Annotated in this window: 21 protein-coding genes; 20 read left to right on the top strand and 1 reads right to left on the bottom strand. The window is 41.6% G+C overall.

All coding sequences use genetic code 11. The annotated features are described in order from the left end of the window. Positions 1-126: 126 nt before the first annotated feature. Positions 127-900, bottom strand: a complete 774-nt coding sequence (locus KYJ26_RS17480; RefSeq protein WP_219168673.1) for a putative hydro-lyase — start codon at positions 898-900, stop codon at positions 127-129. A gap of 125 nt (positions 901-1,025) precedes the next feature. On the opposite strand from KYJ26_RS17480, the gene KYJ26_RS17475 reads away from it, so the two are divergent. The 20 genes from KYJ26_RS17475 to KYJ26_RS17380 all read left to right on the top strand — a co-directional run bounded on the left by KYJ26_RS17475 (position 1,026) and on the right by KYJ26_RS17380 (position 18,091). Beyond that, entirely contained in the window at positions 1,026-2,327 is a 1,302-nt protein-coding gene (locus tag KYJ26_RS17475; RefSeq protein WP_219168672.1) for a D-serine ammonia-lyase, read from the top strand. A gap of 93 nt (positions 2,328-2,420) precedes the next feature. Then, positions 2,421-3,311, top strand: a complete 891-nt coding sequence (locus tag KYJ26_RS24250) for a cupin domain-containing protein (protein WP_219168671.1) — start codon at positions 2,421-2,423, stop codon at positions 3,309-3,311. Between the two features lie 218 nt (positions 3,312-3,529). Then, entirely contained in the window at positions 3,530-4,078 is a 549-nt protein-coding gene (gene lepB / locus KYJ26_RS17465; protein WP_219168670.1) for a signal peptidase I, read from the top strand. A 35-nt stretch (positions 4,079-4,113) separates the two neighbouring features. After that, a complete protein-coding gene (locus tag KYJ26_RS17460) occupies positions 4,114-4,731 on the top strand; it encodes an HAD family hydrolase (protein ID WP_219168669.1) in 618 nt (205 codons plus the stop codon). A 184-nt stretch (positions 4,732-4,915) separates the two neighbouring features. After that, positions 4,916-6,112, top strand: coding sequence for an ATP-binding protein (locus KYJ26_RS17455; protein ID WP_219168668.1), 1,197 nt, complete (start codon positions 4,916-4,918; stop codon positions 6,110-6,112). A gap of 169 nt (positions 6,113-6,281) precedes the next feature. Next, positions 6,282-6,791 carry a YehS family protein gene (locus KYJ26_RS17450; RefSeq protein ID WP_219168667.1) on the top strand — a complete coding sequence of 170 codons (510 nt, stop codon included), beginning with the start codon at positions 6,282-6,284 and terminating at the stop codon, positions 6,789-6,791. Between the two features lie 3 nt (positions 6,792-6,794). Next, positions 6,795-7,502 carry a M48 family metallopeptidase gene (locus KYJ26_RS17445; protein WP_219168666.1) on the top strand — a complete coding sequence of 236 codons (708 nt, stop codon included), beginning with the start codon at positions 6,795-6,797 and terminating at the stop codon, positions 7,500-7,502. A gap of 183 nt (positions 7,503-7,685) precedes the next feature. Further along, on the top strand, positions 7,686-8,072 hold the full coding sequence (locus KYJ26_RS17440; protein WP_257475111.1) for a nuclear transport factor 2 family protein: 387 nt from the start codon (positions 7,686-7,688) through the stop codon (positions 8,070-8,072). A gap of 276 nt (positions 8,073-8,348) precedes the next feature. Beyond that, complete coding sequence (gene helD, locus KYJ26_RS17435; RefSeq protein ID WP_219168664.1) at positions 8,349-10,649, top strand: RNA polymerase recycling motor HelD; 2,301 nt, start codon at positions 8,349-8,351, stop codon at positions 10,647-10,649. 93 nt (positions 10,650-10,742) lie between these two features. After that, complete coding sequence (locus KYJ26_RS17430) at positions 10,743-11,348, top strand: kinase (protein WP_219168663.1); 606 nt, start codon at positions 10,743-10,745, stop codon at positions 11,346-11,348. Between the two features lie 83 nt (positions 11,349-11,431). Next, positions 11,432-12,133 (top strand): DUF421 domain-containing protein, encoded by a 702-nt coding sequence (locus KYJ26_RS17425; protein ID WP_257475110.1) that lies wholly within the window; start codon positions 11,432-11,434, stop codon positions 12,131-12,133. Positions 12,134-12,274: 141 nt separating this feature from the next. After that, positions 12,275-12,424: a hypothetical protein gene (locus KYJ26_RS17420; protein WP_219168662.1), complete on the top strand. Its 150-nt coding sequence runs from the start codon at positions 12,275-12,277 to the stop codon at positions 12,422-12,424. An 83-nt stretch (positions 12,425-12,507) separates the two neighbouring features. Then, positions 12,508-12,804, top strand: coding sequence for a hypothetical protein (locus KYJ26_RS17415; protein WP_219168661.1), 297 nt, complete (start codon positions 12,508-12,510; stop codon positions 12,802-12,804). Positions 12,805-12,807: 3 nt separating this feature from the next. Then, a complete protein-coding gene (locus KYJ26_RS17410) occupies positions 12,808-13,191 on the top strand; it encodes a nucleoside 2-deoxyribosyltransferase (RefSeq protein ID WP_219168660.1) in 384 nt (127 codons plus the stop codon). A 60-nt stretch (positions 13,192-13,251) separates the two neighbouring features. Beyond that, positions 13,252-14,376 (top strand): metallophosphoesterase, encoded by a 1,125-nt coding sequence (locus KYJ26_RS17405; protein WP_219168659.1) that lies wholly within the window; start codon positions 13,252-13,254, stop codon positions 14,374-14,376. 24 nt (positions 14,377-14,400) lie between these two features. After that, entirely contained in the window at positions 14,401-14,937 is a 537-nt protein-coding gene (locus KYJ26_RS17400) for a DinB family protein (protein WP_219168658.1), read from the top strand. 20 nt (positions 14,938-14,957) lie between these two features. Then, on the top strand, positions 14,958-15,848 hold the full coding sequence (locus KYJ26_RS17395) for an alpha/beta fold hydrolase (RefSeq protein WP_219168657.1): 891 nt from the start codon (positions 14,958-14,960) through the stop codon (positions 15,846-15,848). A 6-nt stretch (positions 15,849-15,854) separates the two neighbouring features. Next, the gene (locus KYJ26_RS17390; protein WP_219168656.1) at positions 15,855-16,421 is read left to right on the top strand and encodes a GNAT family N-acetyltransferase; all 567 of its coding nucleotides are present in this window, start codon (positions 15,855-15,857) and stop codon (positions 16,419-16,421) included. Positions 16,422-16,480: 59 nt separating this feature from the next. Next, complete coding sequence (locus tag KYJ26_RS17385) at positions 16,481-17,476, top strand: serine hydrolase domain-containing protein (protein WP_219169330.1); 996 nt, start codon at positions 16,481-16,483, stop codon at positions 17,474-17,476. A gap of 18 nt (positions 17,477-17,494) precedes the next feature. Continuing rightward, positions 17,495-18,091, top strand: a complete 597-nt coding sequence (locus tag KYJ26_RS17380) for an AAA family ATPase (protein ID WP_219168655.1) — start codon at positions 17,495-17,497, stop codon at positions 18,089-18,091.

Below are 18,091 nucleotides of genomic sequence, written 5' to 3'. Positions count from 1 at the left end.
GGTATGGGTAAATGCTTAGGCGATAGGGATGGCAGTCGAAGATTCCCAGCTTGCCCGGTCAAGGTACGAGAAAATGCATAATAGAGAGGGACGGACCTTGCATATGCAAGGTCCGTTCCTCATTTATTAACCCTCATGAAGATAGTCTTCGTTTTTCCAATCTGTAACGAACATACAGCCTGGGGAGTGGGTGATCATAAATGGGATGTTGGCGTGCTGCGCCACTGCCTGAGGGGTTACACCACAGGCCCAGAACATTGGCGTCTCCCCCTCTTTGATTCCCACGAAGTCCCCAAAATCGGGTTTGGTGATATCCTGGATGCCGATTTTTTCAGGGTCACCGATATGGACGGGTCCCCCATGCATTTTAGGGAATAATGAGGTGATCTCTGTTGCTTTCTGCACGAGTGAATCGGGGACCGGTCTCATAGAAACAACCATGGGTCCGTCAAAGACACCCGCTTTTTCTGTCTCGATATTCGTTGTATACATCGCCACATTTTGGTTTTCCTCAATATGGCGAAGTGGGATGCCCCCTCTGATCAGCTGGCTTTCAAAAGTGAAACTGCAACCGATGAGAAAGCTGACAAAATCATCTCTCCACACTTCTTTAATATTCAATTTCTTTCCGACAAGATCACCATGTTCATAGATGTGATACATAGGGATGTCTGTTCGGATGTCTGAATCCTTGGCATACTTGGATTGAAATTGTCCTGCTTCCATCACTTCGACGACAGGACATGATTTCTGATTACGCATGGTGAATAGTAAAAAGTCAAAAGCGTATTCTTTCGGAAGGATCACCAGATTTGCTTGTACATAATTTTGACAGAACCCTGAAGTGTGGGTTTGATGCTTTCCAGATCGAATGTTTGCTCTAAAATTGGTAGGTAACATAAAATCGGGCTCTCCTTTTTCTGTTATAATTTTCTGAAGAATATCATCTATTTTATCATATATTCCATACATGAATCTTTGACTATGTAGCGACCATCAAATTAGTCAAGAAAGGGGCGTCACACATGAATCAACATATACAAAAGCTGAATAAGGATCTATTATCAGCACTGCAATCAGGTCGGGAGGTTTTCTGGGGGAATCCTTCCTTGAACTTTCATAGTATGACAAAATCCGGTCATCAGGAGATTGTCGATGCTGAGGAGCGACTTGCCCGTTTTGCACCTTTACTGAAAACGTTATTCCCCGAAACGGTAAACGGGATCATCGAGTCACCGATAAAACGCTTGGTGAACATGCAAAGAACACTCGAGGACTATTACAGATCGCCTGTACAGGGTCAGGTAATCCTGAAATGTGATCATGAGCTTCCTATTGCAGGATCGATCAAAGCAAGGGGAGGCATTTATGAGGTATTAAAGATCGCTGAAACTATCGCCATCGAAAGAGGCTGGATAAACGAATCAGACGATTATTCAATACTTGGATCTGATCGATTTCAAGAGTGCTATTCCCGGTACACCATTACTGTCGGCTCTACAGGGAATCTCGGATTGAGTATCGGTATCATGGGGGCAACGCTTGGTTTTAAAGTAACCGTTCATATGTCCAGGGATGCAAAGCTTTGGAAAAAGGATCTCTTGCGGAAGAAGGGGGTCAAGGTTGTGGAGCATGAAAAAGATTTCTCGCACGCCGTCGCCGAGGGCAGGAGGTTGAGTAAATCAGATCCCAAAGGCTTCTTCATAGATGATGAAAACTCTAAAGATTTATTTACAGGCTATTCAGTCGCTGCGCTAAGACTTAAAGAACAGTTAGAAAGCGAGGGGATAAAAGTAGATGGGGAACATCCATTGATTGTTTACTTGCCGTGCGGGGTGGGTGGTGGTCCTGGAGGTGTTACTTATGGATTGAAGCAAGTATATGGTGAACATGTTCATTGTTATTTTGCCGAGCCTGTGCAATCTCCATGCATGCTACTGGGGCTTGCAACCGGGAAGCATGAAGGGATTTCCGTTCGGGATATTGGTTTAACGAATCGCACGGAAGCAGATGGACTGGCTGTAGCGAGCCCCTCAGCCCTGGCAGGGAGGATGATTGAAAAAAGGCTAAACGGTGTTTTCACAACGAGTGATGAGACGCTATTCAAGTTACTGGCCCAACTATATGTTTCAGAATCCATTTCATTGGAGCCGTCCGCATTGGCTGGAATGATCGGTCCGGTTCTTCCTAGTGTGCAGGAGCATCTTTCATCGCTTGGAGTCGGGTTATCGCATGCCACTCATTTAGTTTGGGCAACTGGAGGAAATCTTGTTCCCCCTCAGATTATGAAAGAGTATATTGAAACAGGGAAAAGCTATCTTGAATGATGACGGTAATTTATATCGTTCATTAGGCATGAGCACACCTATCCTTTCTAAGCATATGATATCTTGGTAAAAAACTGAAGGGATTGATCCAGTGTGTATAATGTACCGAACGGGTATTCTTATCATCCTCATACCTATCCATCATCCATGGCGGGAACAGAAGGAACTCCAGGACAATTGGTGAACAATCTGCTGAGTGGAATCCAAAAAAAGGCTACAACCGTTGATTTTTATCACCGACTAGCAAATATGGCTCCGAGTCAGGAAGAACGATATTACCTAATGCGTATGCTGGAAGATGAGCAAAGGCACTGGTGGGATTTAACGAATGTATACACCTCATTAACAGACTCTCACCCCGTTTATCAAGTTGAGAGTATTCCTTTTCATTCTTATCTTGATGGACTCGAAAGGGCCTATGAAGCAGAGCTTGCAGATTATGAGCAGTTTCGACTCTGCAGCATGCAGGCGCAGCACTCGGTCGTATATGAGGTTCTGGTGAATACTTGCAGGGATGAGTGGGAGCACGCACGAACGTTAAGTGAATTGGGAGCAGCTGAACAAAGTCGTATGATGGCAAAGGATTTCGGACCTTCACCATATGCATTGAATATCGATGAAGCTACTGTGAATAATGACACTTTCCGCACAGCATTATGGACGGGAGAACATTTACAAGTAACGTTGATGAGCATAAATCCAGGAGAAGATATTGGCCTTGAAATCCATCCGAATCTGGATCAATTCCTCCGTCTGGAACAAGGAGAAGGGATTGTCCGAATGGGTGACCGTCAAGATCATTTAACGTATGAGAAAAAAGTGAAACAAGACTTTGCTATCATGATTCCCGCAGGAACCTGGCATAATCTCGTCAATACCGGCGATACCCCTATCAAGTTATACTCCATCTATGCACCACCCCAACATCCACGTGGAACTGTACATGTCACAAAGGCGGATGCGATAGCCGCGGAAAAGGAATAGAGTAGCCTTTTATCTTATCAAACTTCTTGAAGATGCGAAATCAAAGTATTTCGCATCTTTTCACTTGAATACACTCATCTTTGAATCTGCCCATTCTATTGATATATTTTACAATGTGTAATGTCATATTCTATATCTTTTTTAGATATAACGAAAAATTAGGAATTTTATGCTAAAATAGATCGGTGGGGAGAGTGTTATACGGAAGGGTGACGTACATGGAGACAAATAAAAGAAAAATTTGGGGTTGGCTTCAGCCTATGATTATCGGAATACTGCTGGCATTTGTTATTCGTTCCTTTATCATTATCCCGATTGTGGTAGAGGGAGCTTCAATGAATACAACTTTACTTGACCAGGACCGTATGATCGTCAATAAAATGGATGAGCCGGAACGCTTTGATATTGTCGTGTTTCACGCAACCAAAACGGAAGACTATATTAAACGGGTAATTGGCCTGCCGGGAGATAAGGTTGAATATAAGAACGATATACTATACATAAACGGGAAAGCATATGCAGAACCTTACCTGGACAAACAAAAAACATCAGTGGTTGGATCCCTCACCCCTGACTTCACATTAATGGATACGCCGGTAAAGCAGCTCACTGTTCCGGAAGGTGAACTATTCGTCATGGGAGATAACAGAAGATACAGTAAGGACAGCCGTCAGATCGGTTCGATCCCGATTGATGAGGTAGTGGGGACGACAAATATTGTTTATTGGCCTGTTAAGGAAATAAAAATAATTAAAAAACAACATTAAAGACGATGGGTTTCTGAAAGATAGGGGGATTAAGAATGGACAGTATCATCTTTGACCTCGACGGGACTCTTTGGGACCCGATCGAGTCTGTGCTTGAAGCCTGGAATAAGGTAATCTTGAAGAATAGTAGTCGTATAGAGGGTATTACTCGGAAGCATCTCGAGGGGACCATGGGTCTTCAAATGAAAGAGATAGGTGAAATCTTATTTCCGGAATTGGATGAGGAAGAACGTGGGCAGTTATTGAAAGATCTTTCCCGTCATGAAATTCCCCATTTAAGTAAACATGGAGGGAATTTATATGAAAATGTCGATAAGGTATTAGGGGAACTATCCAAGAATTATAGGCTATTCATCGTCAGCAATTGTCAGGATGGGTATATCGAGGCTTTCTATGATTACCACGGATTGGATAAGTATTTTATCGATTTTGAAAATCCAGGCAGGACGGGGCTTTCAAAAGGAGAGAACATTCGTCTCATTATGGAACGTAACAACCTGAAAGATCCAGTCTATATCGGAGATACAGAAGGGGATCGAAAAGCAGCCAAAGAAGCGGGGATCCCATTTATATATGCATCCTATGGTTTTGGAACAGCCGTTGCATATGACCATTCGATACAGTCTTTCGATGAGTTGATGAACCTATTTTGAGTAGTGTAAAAGAGTCAAAGAAACGCGGTCGTTTCTTTGACTTTTTTGATTTATTTATTTCAAAAGAATGCAATGCTCCCTCTTGGCAATTGAAAGAGCATTGACTTTCGCAACCATTTGTAAGATAGTTACAATATCCTGACATTGAATGGGAGAATTGTAGATTACTACTAGGAGTTTAGACATGAAAGAATTCCATGAACGGCTGCATAAAAAGTATTATTACCTTATCATTTCGTTTATCATCCTATTAATGACAGCGGGTCTTATGATCGATAATCAGATTGATATGGGATTCGTGATCCATGGTACGATGGTCTTCATCATATCCACCTGCCTTCTATTGTATCCCCTCTATGAGAATGCTTATATAAGATATATGACGGTGATATCCTCCACAGGCTTTTTTTATACGTTGTTTTTTCTTTACCCGGAAACATGGTCGGATTTCGTTCTGCTTTGTTTCATTCCAGCTTTTTCAATTCTGTTTTTTGATAAATGGCTATTTTATTTCTCGTTAGTGCTGAATGTGCTTTTCATCGGAATTACATTCAGTTACATCGTTTGGATGGATAAAGGTGTGCTATACCCTTATATCTATAAAGACCTTACCGGAAACATTGTGAATTTCATTGCGAGTCAGATTCTCCTTTATTTCATTTTTCACTTAACAGATCTCAGGATGCAGAAGCAGCGTGTTTATTATGAACAAGTCCAACAGGCAGAACGCATGAAAACGACGGGGCAACTGGCTGCAGCCGTTGCCCATGAAATCAGGAATCCCCTTACTGTCGTGAAGGGGTTTCTACAATACTATGCAGAAGACGAGACACTCAAAACGAAACAAAATTTCCCTCTGATGATTAACGAGTTAGATACGGCAGAGCATGTTATCTCTCAATTCTTGTCCATATCCAAGCCTGATCGCGAAGGAAGGGTGCAAAATGTCGACGTAGAAATTGTCCTTAAGGATGTAACAGAGCTACTGAGTATGTACGGGTTGTTAAATGATAACAGTTTACAACTGCATGTAGAAAAGGAATGTCTTGTGTCTGCCAATTCAATTGAATTGAAGCAGCTGTTCATTAATCTCATCAAAAATGCAATCGAAGCATCTCCAGAAACCGGATCTGTATCTATAACGGCTGACCAAGAGAAAGGAAATGCCGTCATCCGAATTTCGGATAATGGGAGGGGCATGTCGGATGAAGAAATACGTAGCCTCGGCACCCCCTTTTATTCATTAAAAAGTAAAGGGACCGGACTAGGTCTTATGATCTGTTACAACATCGTTGAGAAATACAACGGGGAAATAAATTTCCAAAGTGAATCCGGCAAAGGAACAACCGTAACCCTCCTATTCCCACTCATACACGCTTAAAAAAGGTCTGTCCTTTTGAGGGACGGACCTTTGTTTTAAGTAAGGAAGAGACAGTAAGAGAAAATTACAGGGGGATTTTTTTATTTGTGTTTCATACAAGCTTCTTTTTCTGTTCTTTAAATGATAAGCTAATGATTTAGTAAAGGGCAAAATCCCAGGAGGCATAAAAATGAATATTGATAATAATGATATCCTAATTCGATTGCGATACGCTCTCGATATAAAAAATACAGAGATGGTGGAGATTTTCAATCTGGGCGGAGTTGAATTGTCAAAAGAAGAGGTACTGAAGGTCCTCACGAAGTCGATGGAAGATGACGAATTTGATTCAGATGTAGAAAACGATGAGCATATCCCATGTGACGATGAAATGCTCGAGTCTTTTTTAAATGGACTCATTACGTTCAAAAGAGGAAGGCAGGAACCGAAGCCTGGACAGCCGGAAAAACCCGCAATCACTTATGAACATGTAAATAATCTTCTTCTTAAAAAAGTGAAGATAGCACTATCGTTAACAAGTGAGGATATGATTGAAATTTTAGAATACGCTGACGTTCATATTACAAAAGGAGAATTAGGTGCGATTTTCCGAAGGGAAGGCCATAAGAATTATCGTGTGTGTGGAGATCGGTATGCGCGCAATTTCTTAAAGGGATTAGCAATCAAATTTAGGGGTTAAGAGATGAAGCATATACACTCAGGCGAAACGATTCATTTTGAATTAACTTATAAAAACCGGAAATCAATTGGCATACATCTGGACCGTTACGGCAATCTTGAAGTCCTGGCTCCCAAAGGCACAGATGAAGAATCTGTCATTCGTCTTCTGGAGGAAAATTGGGATAACATCCTTTTGAAATCCAATGAAATAAAGGAACGCTTAAATGGACCGCAGTTGAAGACTTATCAACCTGGAGAATCCTTCCTGTATCTCGGCAGGAGTTTTCCCATTGAAGTTCATCAAAATCCAGATATCGAGCATGACCATGTGACATTGAAGGGAAATATTCTTAACGTCCAAGTGAAAGAAGTAGAGGGTGAACAAATTAAGCAGGCGTTAAAGCGTTTTTACTACCAAAGGTGTAAGGCGATCGTTGAGAAGAGCATTTCTAATCATCAACCTTATTTTAAAACCAAGCCCCGGGCTGTTCGCATTTCGGACAGCCAGACGACATGGGGAACTTGTGATGGAAGAAGACAGCTTTCATTTAACTGGAAGCTGGCAATGGCTCCACGGGATGTCATCGATTATGTTGTAGTCCATGAAATGTGCCACATGGTACACCTTAATCATGACCGCTCTTTCTGGCGGCTGGTTGGGAAAATCGTGCCGGATTATAAAGAGAAAGAGCAGTGGCTTGCAAAGTCAAGCTGGAAGATGACGGTGTAGAGATTTATCTTTTATTGGAATTAATTCTTCGCACTGTAGGCGATATGGGGATTTTTTTTAATGCGAGCGAGCTTCTATGAAGCGAAATTGGCATGAGGGGGCAGGTATTTTGCCTGTAAGGGGACTTATGTCTCCTCCGTACTTCATATATAATGAGATTATACTAGTGGAAGGGTGATGGGATTGTCAGAAACTTTAGGAATAACTAAGAAGGAAACGGCTGTGTCGTTTTTGGAACGGGTTGCTTCGGGAGATATTCGGAAAGCATTCAATAATTATACAGCAAAGGAATTTCACCACCATAATCCCTATTTTCGCGGTGATGCAGAATCGCTCATGCTTGCCATGGAAGAAAATGCCGAGAAAAACCCCGGCAAAATTTTTGAAGTGAAACGGTCAATAGAAGAGGGAAATGAAGTGGTGGTTCATTCCCATGTAAGGCAATACCCTGAAGATTTAGGAGCGGTTGTCGTTCACATCTTTCGATTCGAGAATGAAAGAATCGTAGAATTATGGGACGTAGGTCAACCTGTTCCAGAAGATATGATAAATGAGAATGGTATATTTTAAGGGATTTCACATTAGGTTAAATCCCTTAAGTTTAAATTACACGCACTGGGCACCGTAAAGGGTTAAAGGATTATGAGATATTAGAAAAACCTGCACCACTTAGAAAAATAGTAGGTGCAGGTTTAATTTGTTATTGATAGTGTCTGGAAATTATGATAAATTTAAACAGAAACGTTTTAACAATAAATATATATATTCATATTCCCTCAATGATAATCATACCACGCAAGACTGTTGCGAGTCAACCCTTAATCTCATAATTGAAGGAGTGCTTTAATGAAACTTGAAATTAGTCGCGAGCAAAAACGAGTGGACGTTGTAATTGAGAGCATCAAGGACCAAATAGAAATGTTGGAAAGAGAAACTGGGAGACGCCAGAATGAAGTGGTGGAGATCCGCAAGCATTTCTGGGATGAAGTAAAGGTTAACACAGATACCTTCGACGATTTTCTAGAAACTGTTCTGGCATTAAGGCAGCAAGCTCAATCGTTGACCGTTTCCGAAAGCACTCACAAACAAGCGTTAAAGAAATTATCAGCTCTGCACAGAATGAAAGGGAAGCCATATTTTGGGCGGATCGATTTTAAGGAGACAGGGGCATCGACTGAAGAGGTTTATATAGGCATTTCAACATTGACAGATGAAAGTGGGGAGGATTTCCTCATTTACGATTGGCGTGCGCCTATTTCGAGTGTTTATTATGATTATCCACCGGGTGCCGCAGAATACATCACCCCTGGAGGTGTCGTTACAGGAGAAGTAGAGAAGAAATGGCAGTATCTTATCAGGGATGGTGCAATTGAGTCCATGTTCGATACAAGTCTCACGATAGGGGATGAAATTTTACAGGAAGTGCTCGGGAAAAGGACAGATAACTATATGCATAGCATTGTCGCCACCATTCAACAGAAGCAGAATCAGATCATCAGGCATGACCGGAGCAGACTCCTCATTGTCCAAGGAGCTGCAGGTAGCGGTAAAACATCGGCTGCGTTACAGAGGATCGCGTATTTGCTTTATAAATACAGGGATACATTGAAAGCCGATCAAATTGTACTGTTCTCCCCAAATTCGATGTTCAATAGTTACGTATCTCGTGTCCTCCCTGAGTTGGGAGAGGAGAACATGGAGCAGGTGACTTTCCAGGAATATTTGGATCATAGGTTAAGTAAGGAATTTCAGGTGGGAAATCCCTATGAACAATTGGAGTATGTCTTGGCCGGGGAACAAAATAGCCGCCCATATCGTGCGCGAATTGCCGGTATTCAGTTCAAGGCATCGACGGAATTCTTCGAAGCGATACAATCATATAGAAAATCCCTCGAGGATGCAGGAATGAAGTTCAAGGGGATCAAGTTTATGGGAAAGCAGATCGTCACTTCAGAAGAAATGACTGAACGTTTTTATACTAGTGACAGTTCCCTTCGCTTCCATAATAGGCTGGAGAAACTGACCGAATGGCTGATCGGTGAAATCCATCGGAGAGAGAAGCAAGAGAGAATGGAATCATGGGTGGAAGAAGAAATCGAGTTGATGAGCAATGATGAGTACCATAAGGCACGGAAATATTTTCGTAAAAACAATATTCCCGATGACTATGAATTGGAGTATGAAGCTCTTAGAAGATTAATTGTCCGAAAAAGGTTCAAGAAGCTGCGGGAACGGGTCAAATCCTTCCATTACGTAGATATAAAAGGGATGTATAAACAACTCTTTGATGAAACTTCAACCATCAGGCCGATATTGAATGGAGAACCACCTGAAAGATGGGAGGATATTTGCCGGTCTACAGTTAGCATGCTAGAAGACGGCATGCTTCATTACGAGGATGCAACTCCATTTTTACTTCTAAAAGAGCTGATTCTAGGCTTCCAGACCAATACATCTATCAAGCATGTACTGATCGACGAAGCACAAGATTATTCGCCTTTTCAATTCGAATTCATAAAGAGGTTGTTCCCCTCGGCCAGATTGACCGTTCTCGGGGATTTCAATCAGGCGATCTTTGCCCATGCGAATGAACATGTTGACTTTGGCAATTTGACAAATCTGTATGGTCGGGATGAAACAGAGCTGATCAACCTGACTAAGAGTTACCGTTCCACTAAGCCCATCGTCGAATTCACCCGACGGCTGATTCCGGGTGGTCAAGACATATCTGCTTTTGAGAGGGAAGGGGAGAAGCCAACCCTCACTATGGTGAATGACCGGACAGAACTTAAAGTGAAAGTGGCTGAAACGATAGAAACATGGCTGGTAAAGGGGTATCATTCCATTGCCGTCATTTGTAAAACCGCTGTAGAAAGTGAACAGGTATTCGATTCTTTAAGTGATGTAGAAAACATTAAACTCATGACAAGAGTAACACTCGAATACGAACAAGGTGTTGTTGTCATTCCTGCATATTTGGCCAAAGGAATTGAATTCGACGCCGTCATCATCTACAACGCCTCTGACAGAACATATGGAGACGAAAATCTCCGCAGACTATTCTACACCGCTTGCACAAGAGCCATGCACGAGCTTCAGCTATTCAGCATAGGGGAACCAAGCCCCTTCATAGAAAAAGCATTTTGAGGGACGGACCTCTGTTTTCGCCAATGAATCCTAGTCTGGAGGGATTTTGGCCTGAAATATGAGGTCCGTCCCTCCAACAAGGGAGTGGAAAATGTGAAGGATTTATTGAGGGAGATCGGTGGTCTGTTTGGAGAAGGGAGATTTGTTTTAGGGATAGACGGTTTGAGCCGTTCGGGGAAAACAACTTTTGTTGATGAGTTGAGCCGGTATTTGAATAAGGAGAGTCGCCAATATTATATTTTTCATCTCGACGATCTTATTGTTGAGCGGAAACGGAGATATGACACTGGTTTTGCGGAGTGGTATGAGTATTTCCATTTACAATGGGATGTTGAATGGCTAAGTGAGCATTTCTTTCGACGATTAAGAGGAAACGAACAGCTCACTCTCCCTATATATCAGAATCACTCGGATGCTCATGAGAACAGAACCATCCAGTTACCAAAGGAAGGTTTGATCATTATTGAAGGGGTCTTCCTTCAACGAAAGGAATGGAAGGGTTTCTTTGATAGAGTTCTCTATCTGGATTGTCCGAGAGCCACAAGGTTTGAACGGGAATCATTTGTAACAAAACAAAACGTACTAAAGTTCGAGAACAGATATTGGAAAGCGGAAGAATATTACGAGAATCGGTACAAACCGGCAGAGACGGCCGATATTGTCATTAATTCCAAAGGTGGACGTGTTTATACGCTATAACTGAACGAATAATAACGGTACCACAGAGTATATTAGGTGCGTGTAGAACAATACTAATAAAAAACTCTTAGGGGTCGAACGCTTTGTTCCACAACGTTTTCATAGAAATGATTGTCCGTTCAACTGCGAGTTTTATGGTTCTCCTCCTGCTCGCAAGACTACTCGGAAGAAAACAATTAAGCCAATTGACGTTTTTTAACTATATAACCGGCATTACCATCGGCTCCATCGCAGCAGACATTGCGGGGGAGTCAAAGACTCCTTTCTTTGAAGGTTTGACAAGCCTTATTTGGTGGAGTTTCTTAACTTTCCTATTAGGCTATCTCGGTCTGAAATCTTCAAAAGCCCGGATAGTGATTGACGGGCAGCCCGTCATTGTTATAAAGGATGGGAAAATACTTGAGGAGACACTGGGGAAACATCATCTAAATATGGATGACTTAAGTATGCTCTTACGGGAGAAAAATGTATTTTCATTAAGTGAAGTCTCTACTGCCATCTTTGAACCGGACGGAAAGTTAACGGTAACACTTAAACCAGGTCACCGACCGTTAACCAAAAGAGACCAAAATGTCTTTACAGGCAATCCTAAATATATACCAACAGAACTAATTGTCGGAGGTAACATACTAGATCAAAATTTGAAGGAAGCGGGGCTTTCTGAAGAATGGCTTCGTCATCAGCTTAATCACTTCCAGATCAATGTAAAAGATGCGTTCTATGTCGAGCTTCAGGAAAATGGTACACTGTACATCGATCGAAGAGCAGATGGGGTTACAGAATAAAGTAGGTGTCAAACCGTATAGGGTTTGGCACCTTTTTATATCGGAAAACCATTGTTTTCTATGAGATGATTTGGAATAATTGGAATATACAGTGATATATCCATTCATGGATTTGTGAAACGAAAATCCCGGATGGAAAAAGTGAAAGTGAGATCATTTATCATTTTACCTTTTTTCATGGCAATGCCTGGTGTGTATCCGGCTACGGTCGGTCTTTTGGAATTGAGGATAGGCGCCGACAGGAAGAAATATTCGACGTATATGTTCGCAGGTATAAAGATGGGCTGGTGATTTCGATTAGATCATTTTATCAATCAATCCTCACCACAGCGTTTGAATATTCACTAAAAGACCAAATTCAGAAAGGTGTCATAATGAAGCCCAATCAGAAAATAATTGAAATCATGAATCCCGAACAGCATACTCCCGACGCATTTGAAGACATCGCGATACTTGCGGTCAATTGTAAATTCACGAACTGCACCCACAATACCGAGCCGAGTTGTGCCGTGAAAGCAGCCATCAAAGATGGCGATCTTGATTCAGAGAGACATCTAGCTTATCAGAGGGATAAGAATGAAGCGGCGTATGTAGTCAAACAAAAAAACAAAACAAAGGCAATCGATTACATGAAACAGAGAAAATTGTTTCATAAGCCGGAAAAGGAGTGAAACATGAAGTTTTATTTGGCATCAGGATTTTCAAATGCACCTCTTGTACGGTATGTAAGTGAACAGTTAAAACGGAAAGGGTATATCCATACATATGATTGGACCCAAAATGATAGAGCATCGACAGTAGAAGATCTTCAGCACATTGGTCAATGTGAAAAAGATGCCATCATCGAATCAGATTTAGTCGTTCTCTTACTTCCCGGGGGAAAAGGCAGTCACGTGGAACTCGGCATCGCCATTGGTCTTCAAAAAAGGGTCATTTTGTATTCTCCAGGCGATGAAATAGACGACTTTGCCAGTACGACCACCTTCTACCATTTACCCGAAGTGGAAAAGTGCTCTGGGGATATCAAGGATTTACTAGGATATATTTTGAGTGTTTGATCAGGCAGACGAGATTAGCCCTTTAAAGTTAAAAACATACTAGTGAAAGGAGATCCCCATTTGAAAAAAATTAAAACATTACATTTACCCAGTCATGGGCGGATCATCGTGATTTCTGACATCCATGGAGAATTGGACTTGTTTACGGATCTTCTAAAAAAAGTTCATTTCAGTTGTGAGGATACTTTGATCATTAACGGTGATCTTTGTGAAAAGGGAAGGAACAGTAAAGGTGTCCTCAAATTTATCATGGACTTATCAAAGAGAAATGAAAATGTCCATATAACAGAAGGTAACTGTGACACTGTGGTGGAGGACCTTCTTGCAGAAAACCCAAAGTTAATGAATTACATACGCTCCAGAAAACATTCCATTTTAAAGGAATGGCTAGATGAAATCGGATTTGACATGAATGATGGTACCACGGTTAAAGAGGTGAAGGAAATCCTTACTCACCATTTCTCAGAAGAGATCAATTGGCTGATGGAATTGTCGACTGTGATTGATACAGAAGACTATATATTTGTCCATGCAGGTCTTGAGGACAAAGATGATTGGCGGGAAACAGATCGAATTGCAGCCATCACGATGCCTTCTTTCCTAAAGAAATCACATGGGTCAGGGAAGTATGTGATTGTCGGACACTGGCCGGTAGTCAACTATACCAGTGATATCCCTTCAAATAATCCAATTGTCGATAAAGAAAAGAAAATCATCTCCATCGATGGAGGAAATGTCATAAAATCTTCAGGACAGTTAAATGCATTTATCATACATAGAGCAGAAGGTGGAGACACTTTTTCCCATGTACATACAGATCATTTATCAACCTGTCAAGTTATGAAGGATTTTCATTCGGTGGCTATGAAGGGATCAATATCATATCCACACTATAAATTGATCCCTATACAGTCATCTGAGCACTTTACACTTTGTAAACAAGCGGATTCAGGGGATCAGTTATATGTTAAAAATGAATACCTTCATCAAAGTAAAGATGGGACATTCTGGGCAAAGACTGACCTATCTTGTGCACAGATATCGGTAAAGAAGGGGGAAGTCGTTTCTGTTGTTGACAACACTTGTGCAGGGTACAGCTTAATTAAGAAAAATGGGGAAGAGGGATGGATTCCTAAAGATGTCCTTTCTCAGATGAAAGAACGAACTTTGACCCATGCAGGGTAAATAAATACGACAGATGAGGTGCAGATGTCATTGGAATACAAAATCAAAACGCAAGTAGATTACAGTCCGCAAATCAGTTACCTGGTCTCCCAGATGGACTATGTCAGAAAAACCACATTGGATAGTGTCAAGGGATTAACTCCAGCTGAACTAGATTTTTTACCGTGTGAGGATGGTAACAGTATAGGAGCCTTATTATTGCATATGGCGGCTGTTGAGAGAGGGTTTCAGATTGAACTATTTGATAGAAGGAGACCTAATCAACACGAAATCGATGAATGGGGTGCAGCCTATGGTCTTGGGGGAAATGGAAGATCAACTATCAAAGGCAGTCCTTTAGAATTTTACCTGACAAAACTTCATGAGGTAAGGAGCAGAACATTTCAGGAACTCTCAAAACGCGATGATGAATGGCTATTTGAAGACATCTTATGGGAGGGTCATGCATCCAACCATTACTTTATTTGGTTTCATGTGTTTGAAGATGAGATCAATCATAGAGGTCAAATCTGGATGACCAGAAGGCTGCTTACCGCAAGTAACAGCCAAAGTCACATGTGATCATGAAAAGGGAACCAGTTATGAACAGTTTGCAATTCATCAATAATCACAAATTGGAAATACTCCAAAAAGGTCATTCCGGTCCATTAATCGTCATTCTCACAGGGATGGGCTGCTCATTTGAGGAGTGGTATGAAGTCACAGAAGAGTTAAGGAAGACAACTCAAGTCCTCATGTATCACCGCCCCGGTCTTGGTGATAGTGAACTGGGAGCGGAAGTCAGAAATACTTTTGCCACAGTCCAGGACCTGTATGAACTTCTTCACTTCTTGAAAGTAAAAGAGCCTATCTATTTAGTGGGACACTCTTATGGAGGTTTATGTGCACAGCATTTTGTAAAAGTGCATCCTGAAATGGTGGCTGGAATGGTTCTTGTGGATTCTACCTCGGTGAATGTAAGAGAGTTGGATGAACTGGACCTTCCCGTTTTAAATGAAGAGTCTGATGAAAAATGGGTGCTCAAATGCCTGGAATATGCTTCAAAGGAAAAGGAGCAATTAACGAGTATCATTCAACCTTCCCTGGTGGAAAAACACAAACAATTTCCTGTAGACATTCAAGAAAGGTTAATTTCGTTTCAATGCAACCCCTCACTTTACAAAGCTATGGCGTCCGAAATTCAAAACTGGAAGAAGGATGCTGAAATCATAAAGAAATTGAATGAGCTTACAAACACCCCTCTTGTTGTGATCGGACGGGATAAAGAACATAGCATTCTATCAGACTCAGAGGCGGACATACCTGAATGGGAATTAAGAACATTTGAAGAGAAATGGGAAGAGTTAATCATCCAACAAGGGAGTCTGTCGGAAAACAGCGACGTGATCTTCGCAGAGGGGGCCGGCCATTCCATCTTCCTTGATCGTCCTGATGTCGTGGTCGAGTCTGTTCTTAAATTAATAGGGAAGTGATACAGATTGAATAGCATTGAGATTCATCGACCTCGAATCGAGGATGAAGCTGAATTGAATCACTTTTTTTGTACGGTCATTCAAGACACTTTTGCAAAAGAAGGATTAACTTCACTTCATGAGGACATTAAGAATGAAATAATAACCAAGACATACTATTTGCGCTCTGACTTTGAAAGCGGTGGGGCGAACCGATATTTTCTAATAGCGAAAGAAAATCAAAAGATCGTGGGGACGATAGAATATGGACCGTCCAGTGACCTGATCAATACTGTAACAGACGGTACTTTAAAGGGATTGTTTGAAATAGGGACGGTATTTGTACATCCCGGCTTTCAAAGGAGAGGTATTGGCTCGCTCCTTCTAAATGCCATGCTCCTGACGTTCCTGAATAGAGGCATTGAAGAGTTTTGCTTGGATAGTGGATATGCGGGGTCTCAAAAGGTATGGTCCCATATATTGGGAACGCCTGATTATTGGTTGAAGGATTACTGGGGGGAAGGTTCAGATCATATGATATGGACAAGGAAAGTAAGGGATGTCCCCATAAGATTCAGCTTTAGAAAATCCTGATGTCAAAACAAGCATAGGAGGCAAAGGTGGAACCACTACCTATTAACATTAAAAGGAAGATGGAAGAATATCAAATAGCGGGAGTCAGTATGGTTTTAATTGAAGGTGCTGAAATAAGCAGAACAGACTGCTTTGGTTCCCTCGAAATAGGTTCGACTAGAAGAGTGGAACAGGCATCCATCTTCAATGCTTGTTCCATCAGTAAGTTTTTCACTTCTATGTTGGTAATGACCTTATCGGAACAGGGTATTTTACATATCGATGAAGATGTAAGCAAACATCTGTCAACAAGGATTGTCCCTGCGAAATTTTCGAACGAATTTATTACGCTCAGACACCTACTCTGTCATCAGTCGGGAATTGAAGATCCCAGCAACGGGTTCGGGGAATTAAATCCTCTGTGGGGGGAGCCTGCAATGAAAGAACTGTTGGAAGGGGTGACACCCTATTGCAGTAGTCTGGTTGAAGCGAAAGTGGAGCCTGGAAGAGAGTTTTGTTATTCAGATGCCGGTTATTGCATGATTCAGCTTGTAATTGAAAATGTATTGGGGAAATCCTTTCAAGAGGTGATCCGGGAATATTTATTTCAGCCATTGCGCTTGAATGATAGTACATATGATCTCCCTTCTATCAGGACTCAGTTTTCTTGTGGTCACATGAAGGCTAATAAATTAGTAGAGGGGAAATACCCGATTTATCCATATCCTGCTGCTTCGGGATTATGGACCACCCCGACAGACGTGGCTCAACTGGTTATGGAATTAATGTTTGCTTTGAAGGGAAAGGGAAACCTTCTCTCCTCCTTTGCCGCCCAAGAAATGATAAAGCCTCAGGGAGGAAAGGAATGGGCAGGTTTGGGGGTCTTTCTTGATCCGGGCTGTGAGAAGATTGAGATTTCTTCACTTGGTTGGGGTGTCGGCTTTCAATGCATGATGGTCGCGAATCCTTATGAAGAAACAGGACTTGTGATCATGACAAATACGGACACGGGTGTTCATCAGATGAAAGGGCTGATAGGGGAAGTGTATAGAGCTATTTTCCAAAATAGCAGGTAAGGGATTGGGGTGAATGAATTGATTATTTGGATTAATGGTGCGTTTGGTTCCGGTAAGACACAAACGGCATATGAGTTACATAGGCGAATGAAGGATTCATTTGTATATGACCCGGAAAAAGTGGGATTCCTTTTGAGGGAGATGATCCCTATACAGGCGTCGAAAGGGGATTTTCAAGATTACGCACCTTGGCGGGAATGCAATTATTCAATCCTGAAATATATTGATGAACATTATGATGGTGTCGTCATTGTGCCCATGACGATCGTCGATGCAGATTATTTCAATGAAATTATTGACGAATTAAGGAAAGAGGGCGTAGAAGTCAAGCACGCCATTCTTTGGGCGGACAAAGAAATAATTGAAAAAAGGTTAAGAAGAAGGGGAGAAAGGAAGAATTCATGGGCGGCAAAACAGATCGACAGATGCATGGAAGGCTTGTCAAACAAAACCTTTGAAAATCGTATCCTTACAAACAACCTGGCTGTGGAAAAGGTTGCGGAATCAATTGCAGATCTATTTGAAATTACATTACTGCCCGATGATCGGAGTGAAGTTAGGAAAAGATTCAGCAGAATCAAAACACAAATGAAGCAATTGAGAATATTTTCTTGA

Source organism: Rossellomorea orangium (assembly GCF_019334305.1).
GTDB lineage: Bacteria > Bacillota > Bacilli > Bacillales > Bacillaceae_B > Rossellomorea.
Note: the sequence above shows the minus strand (reverse complement) of the source record. Positions and strands in the feature narration are given on the sequence as shown.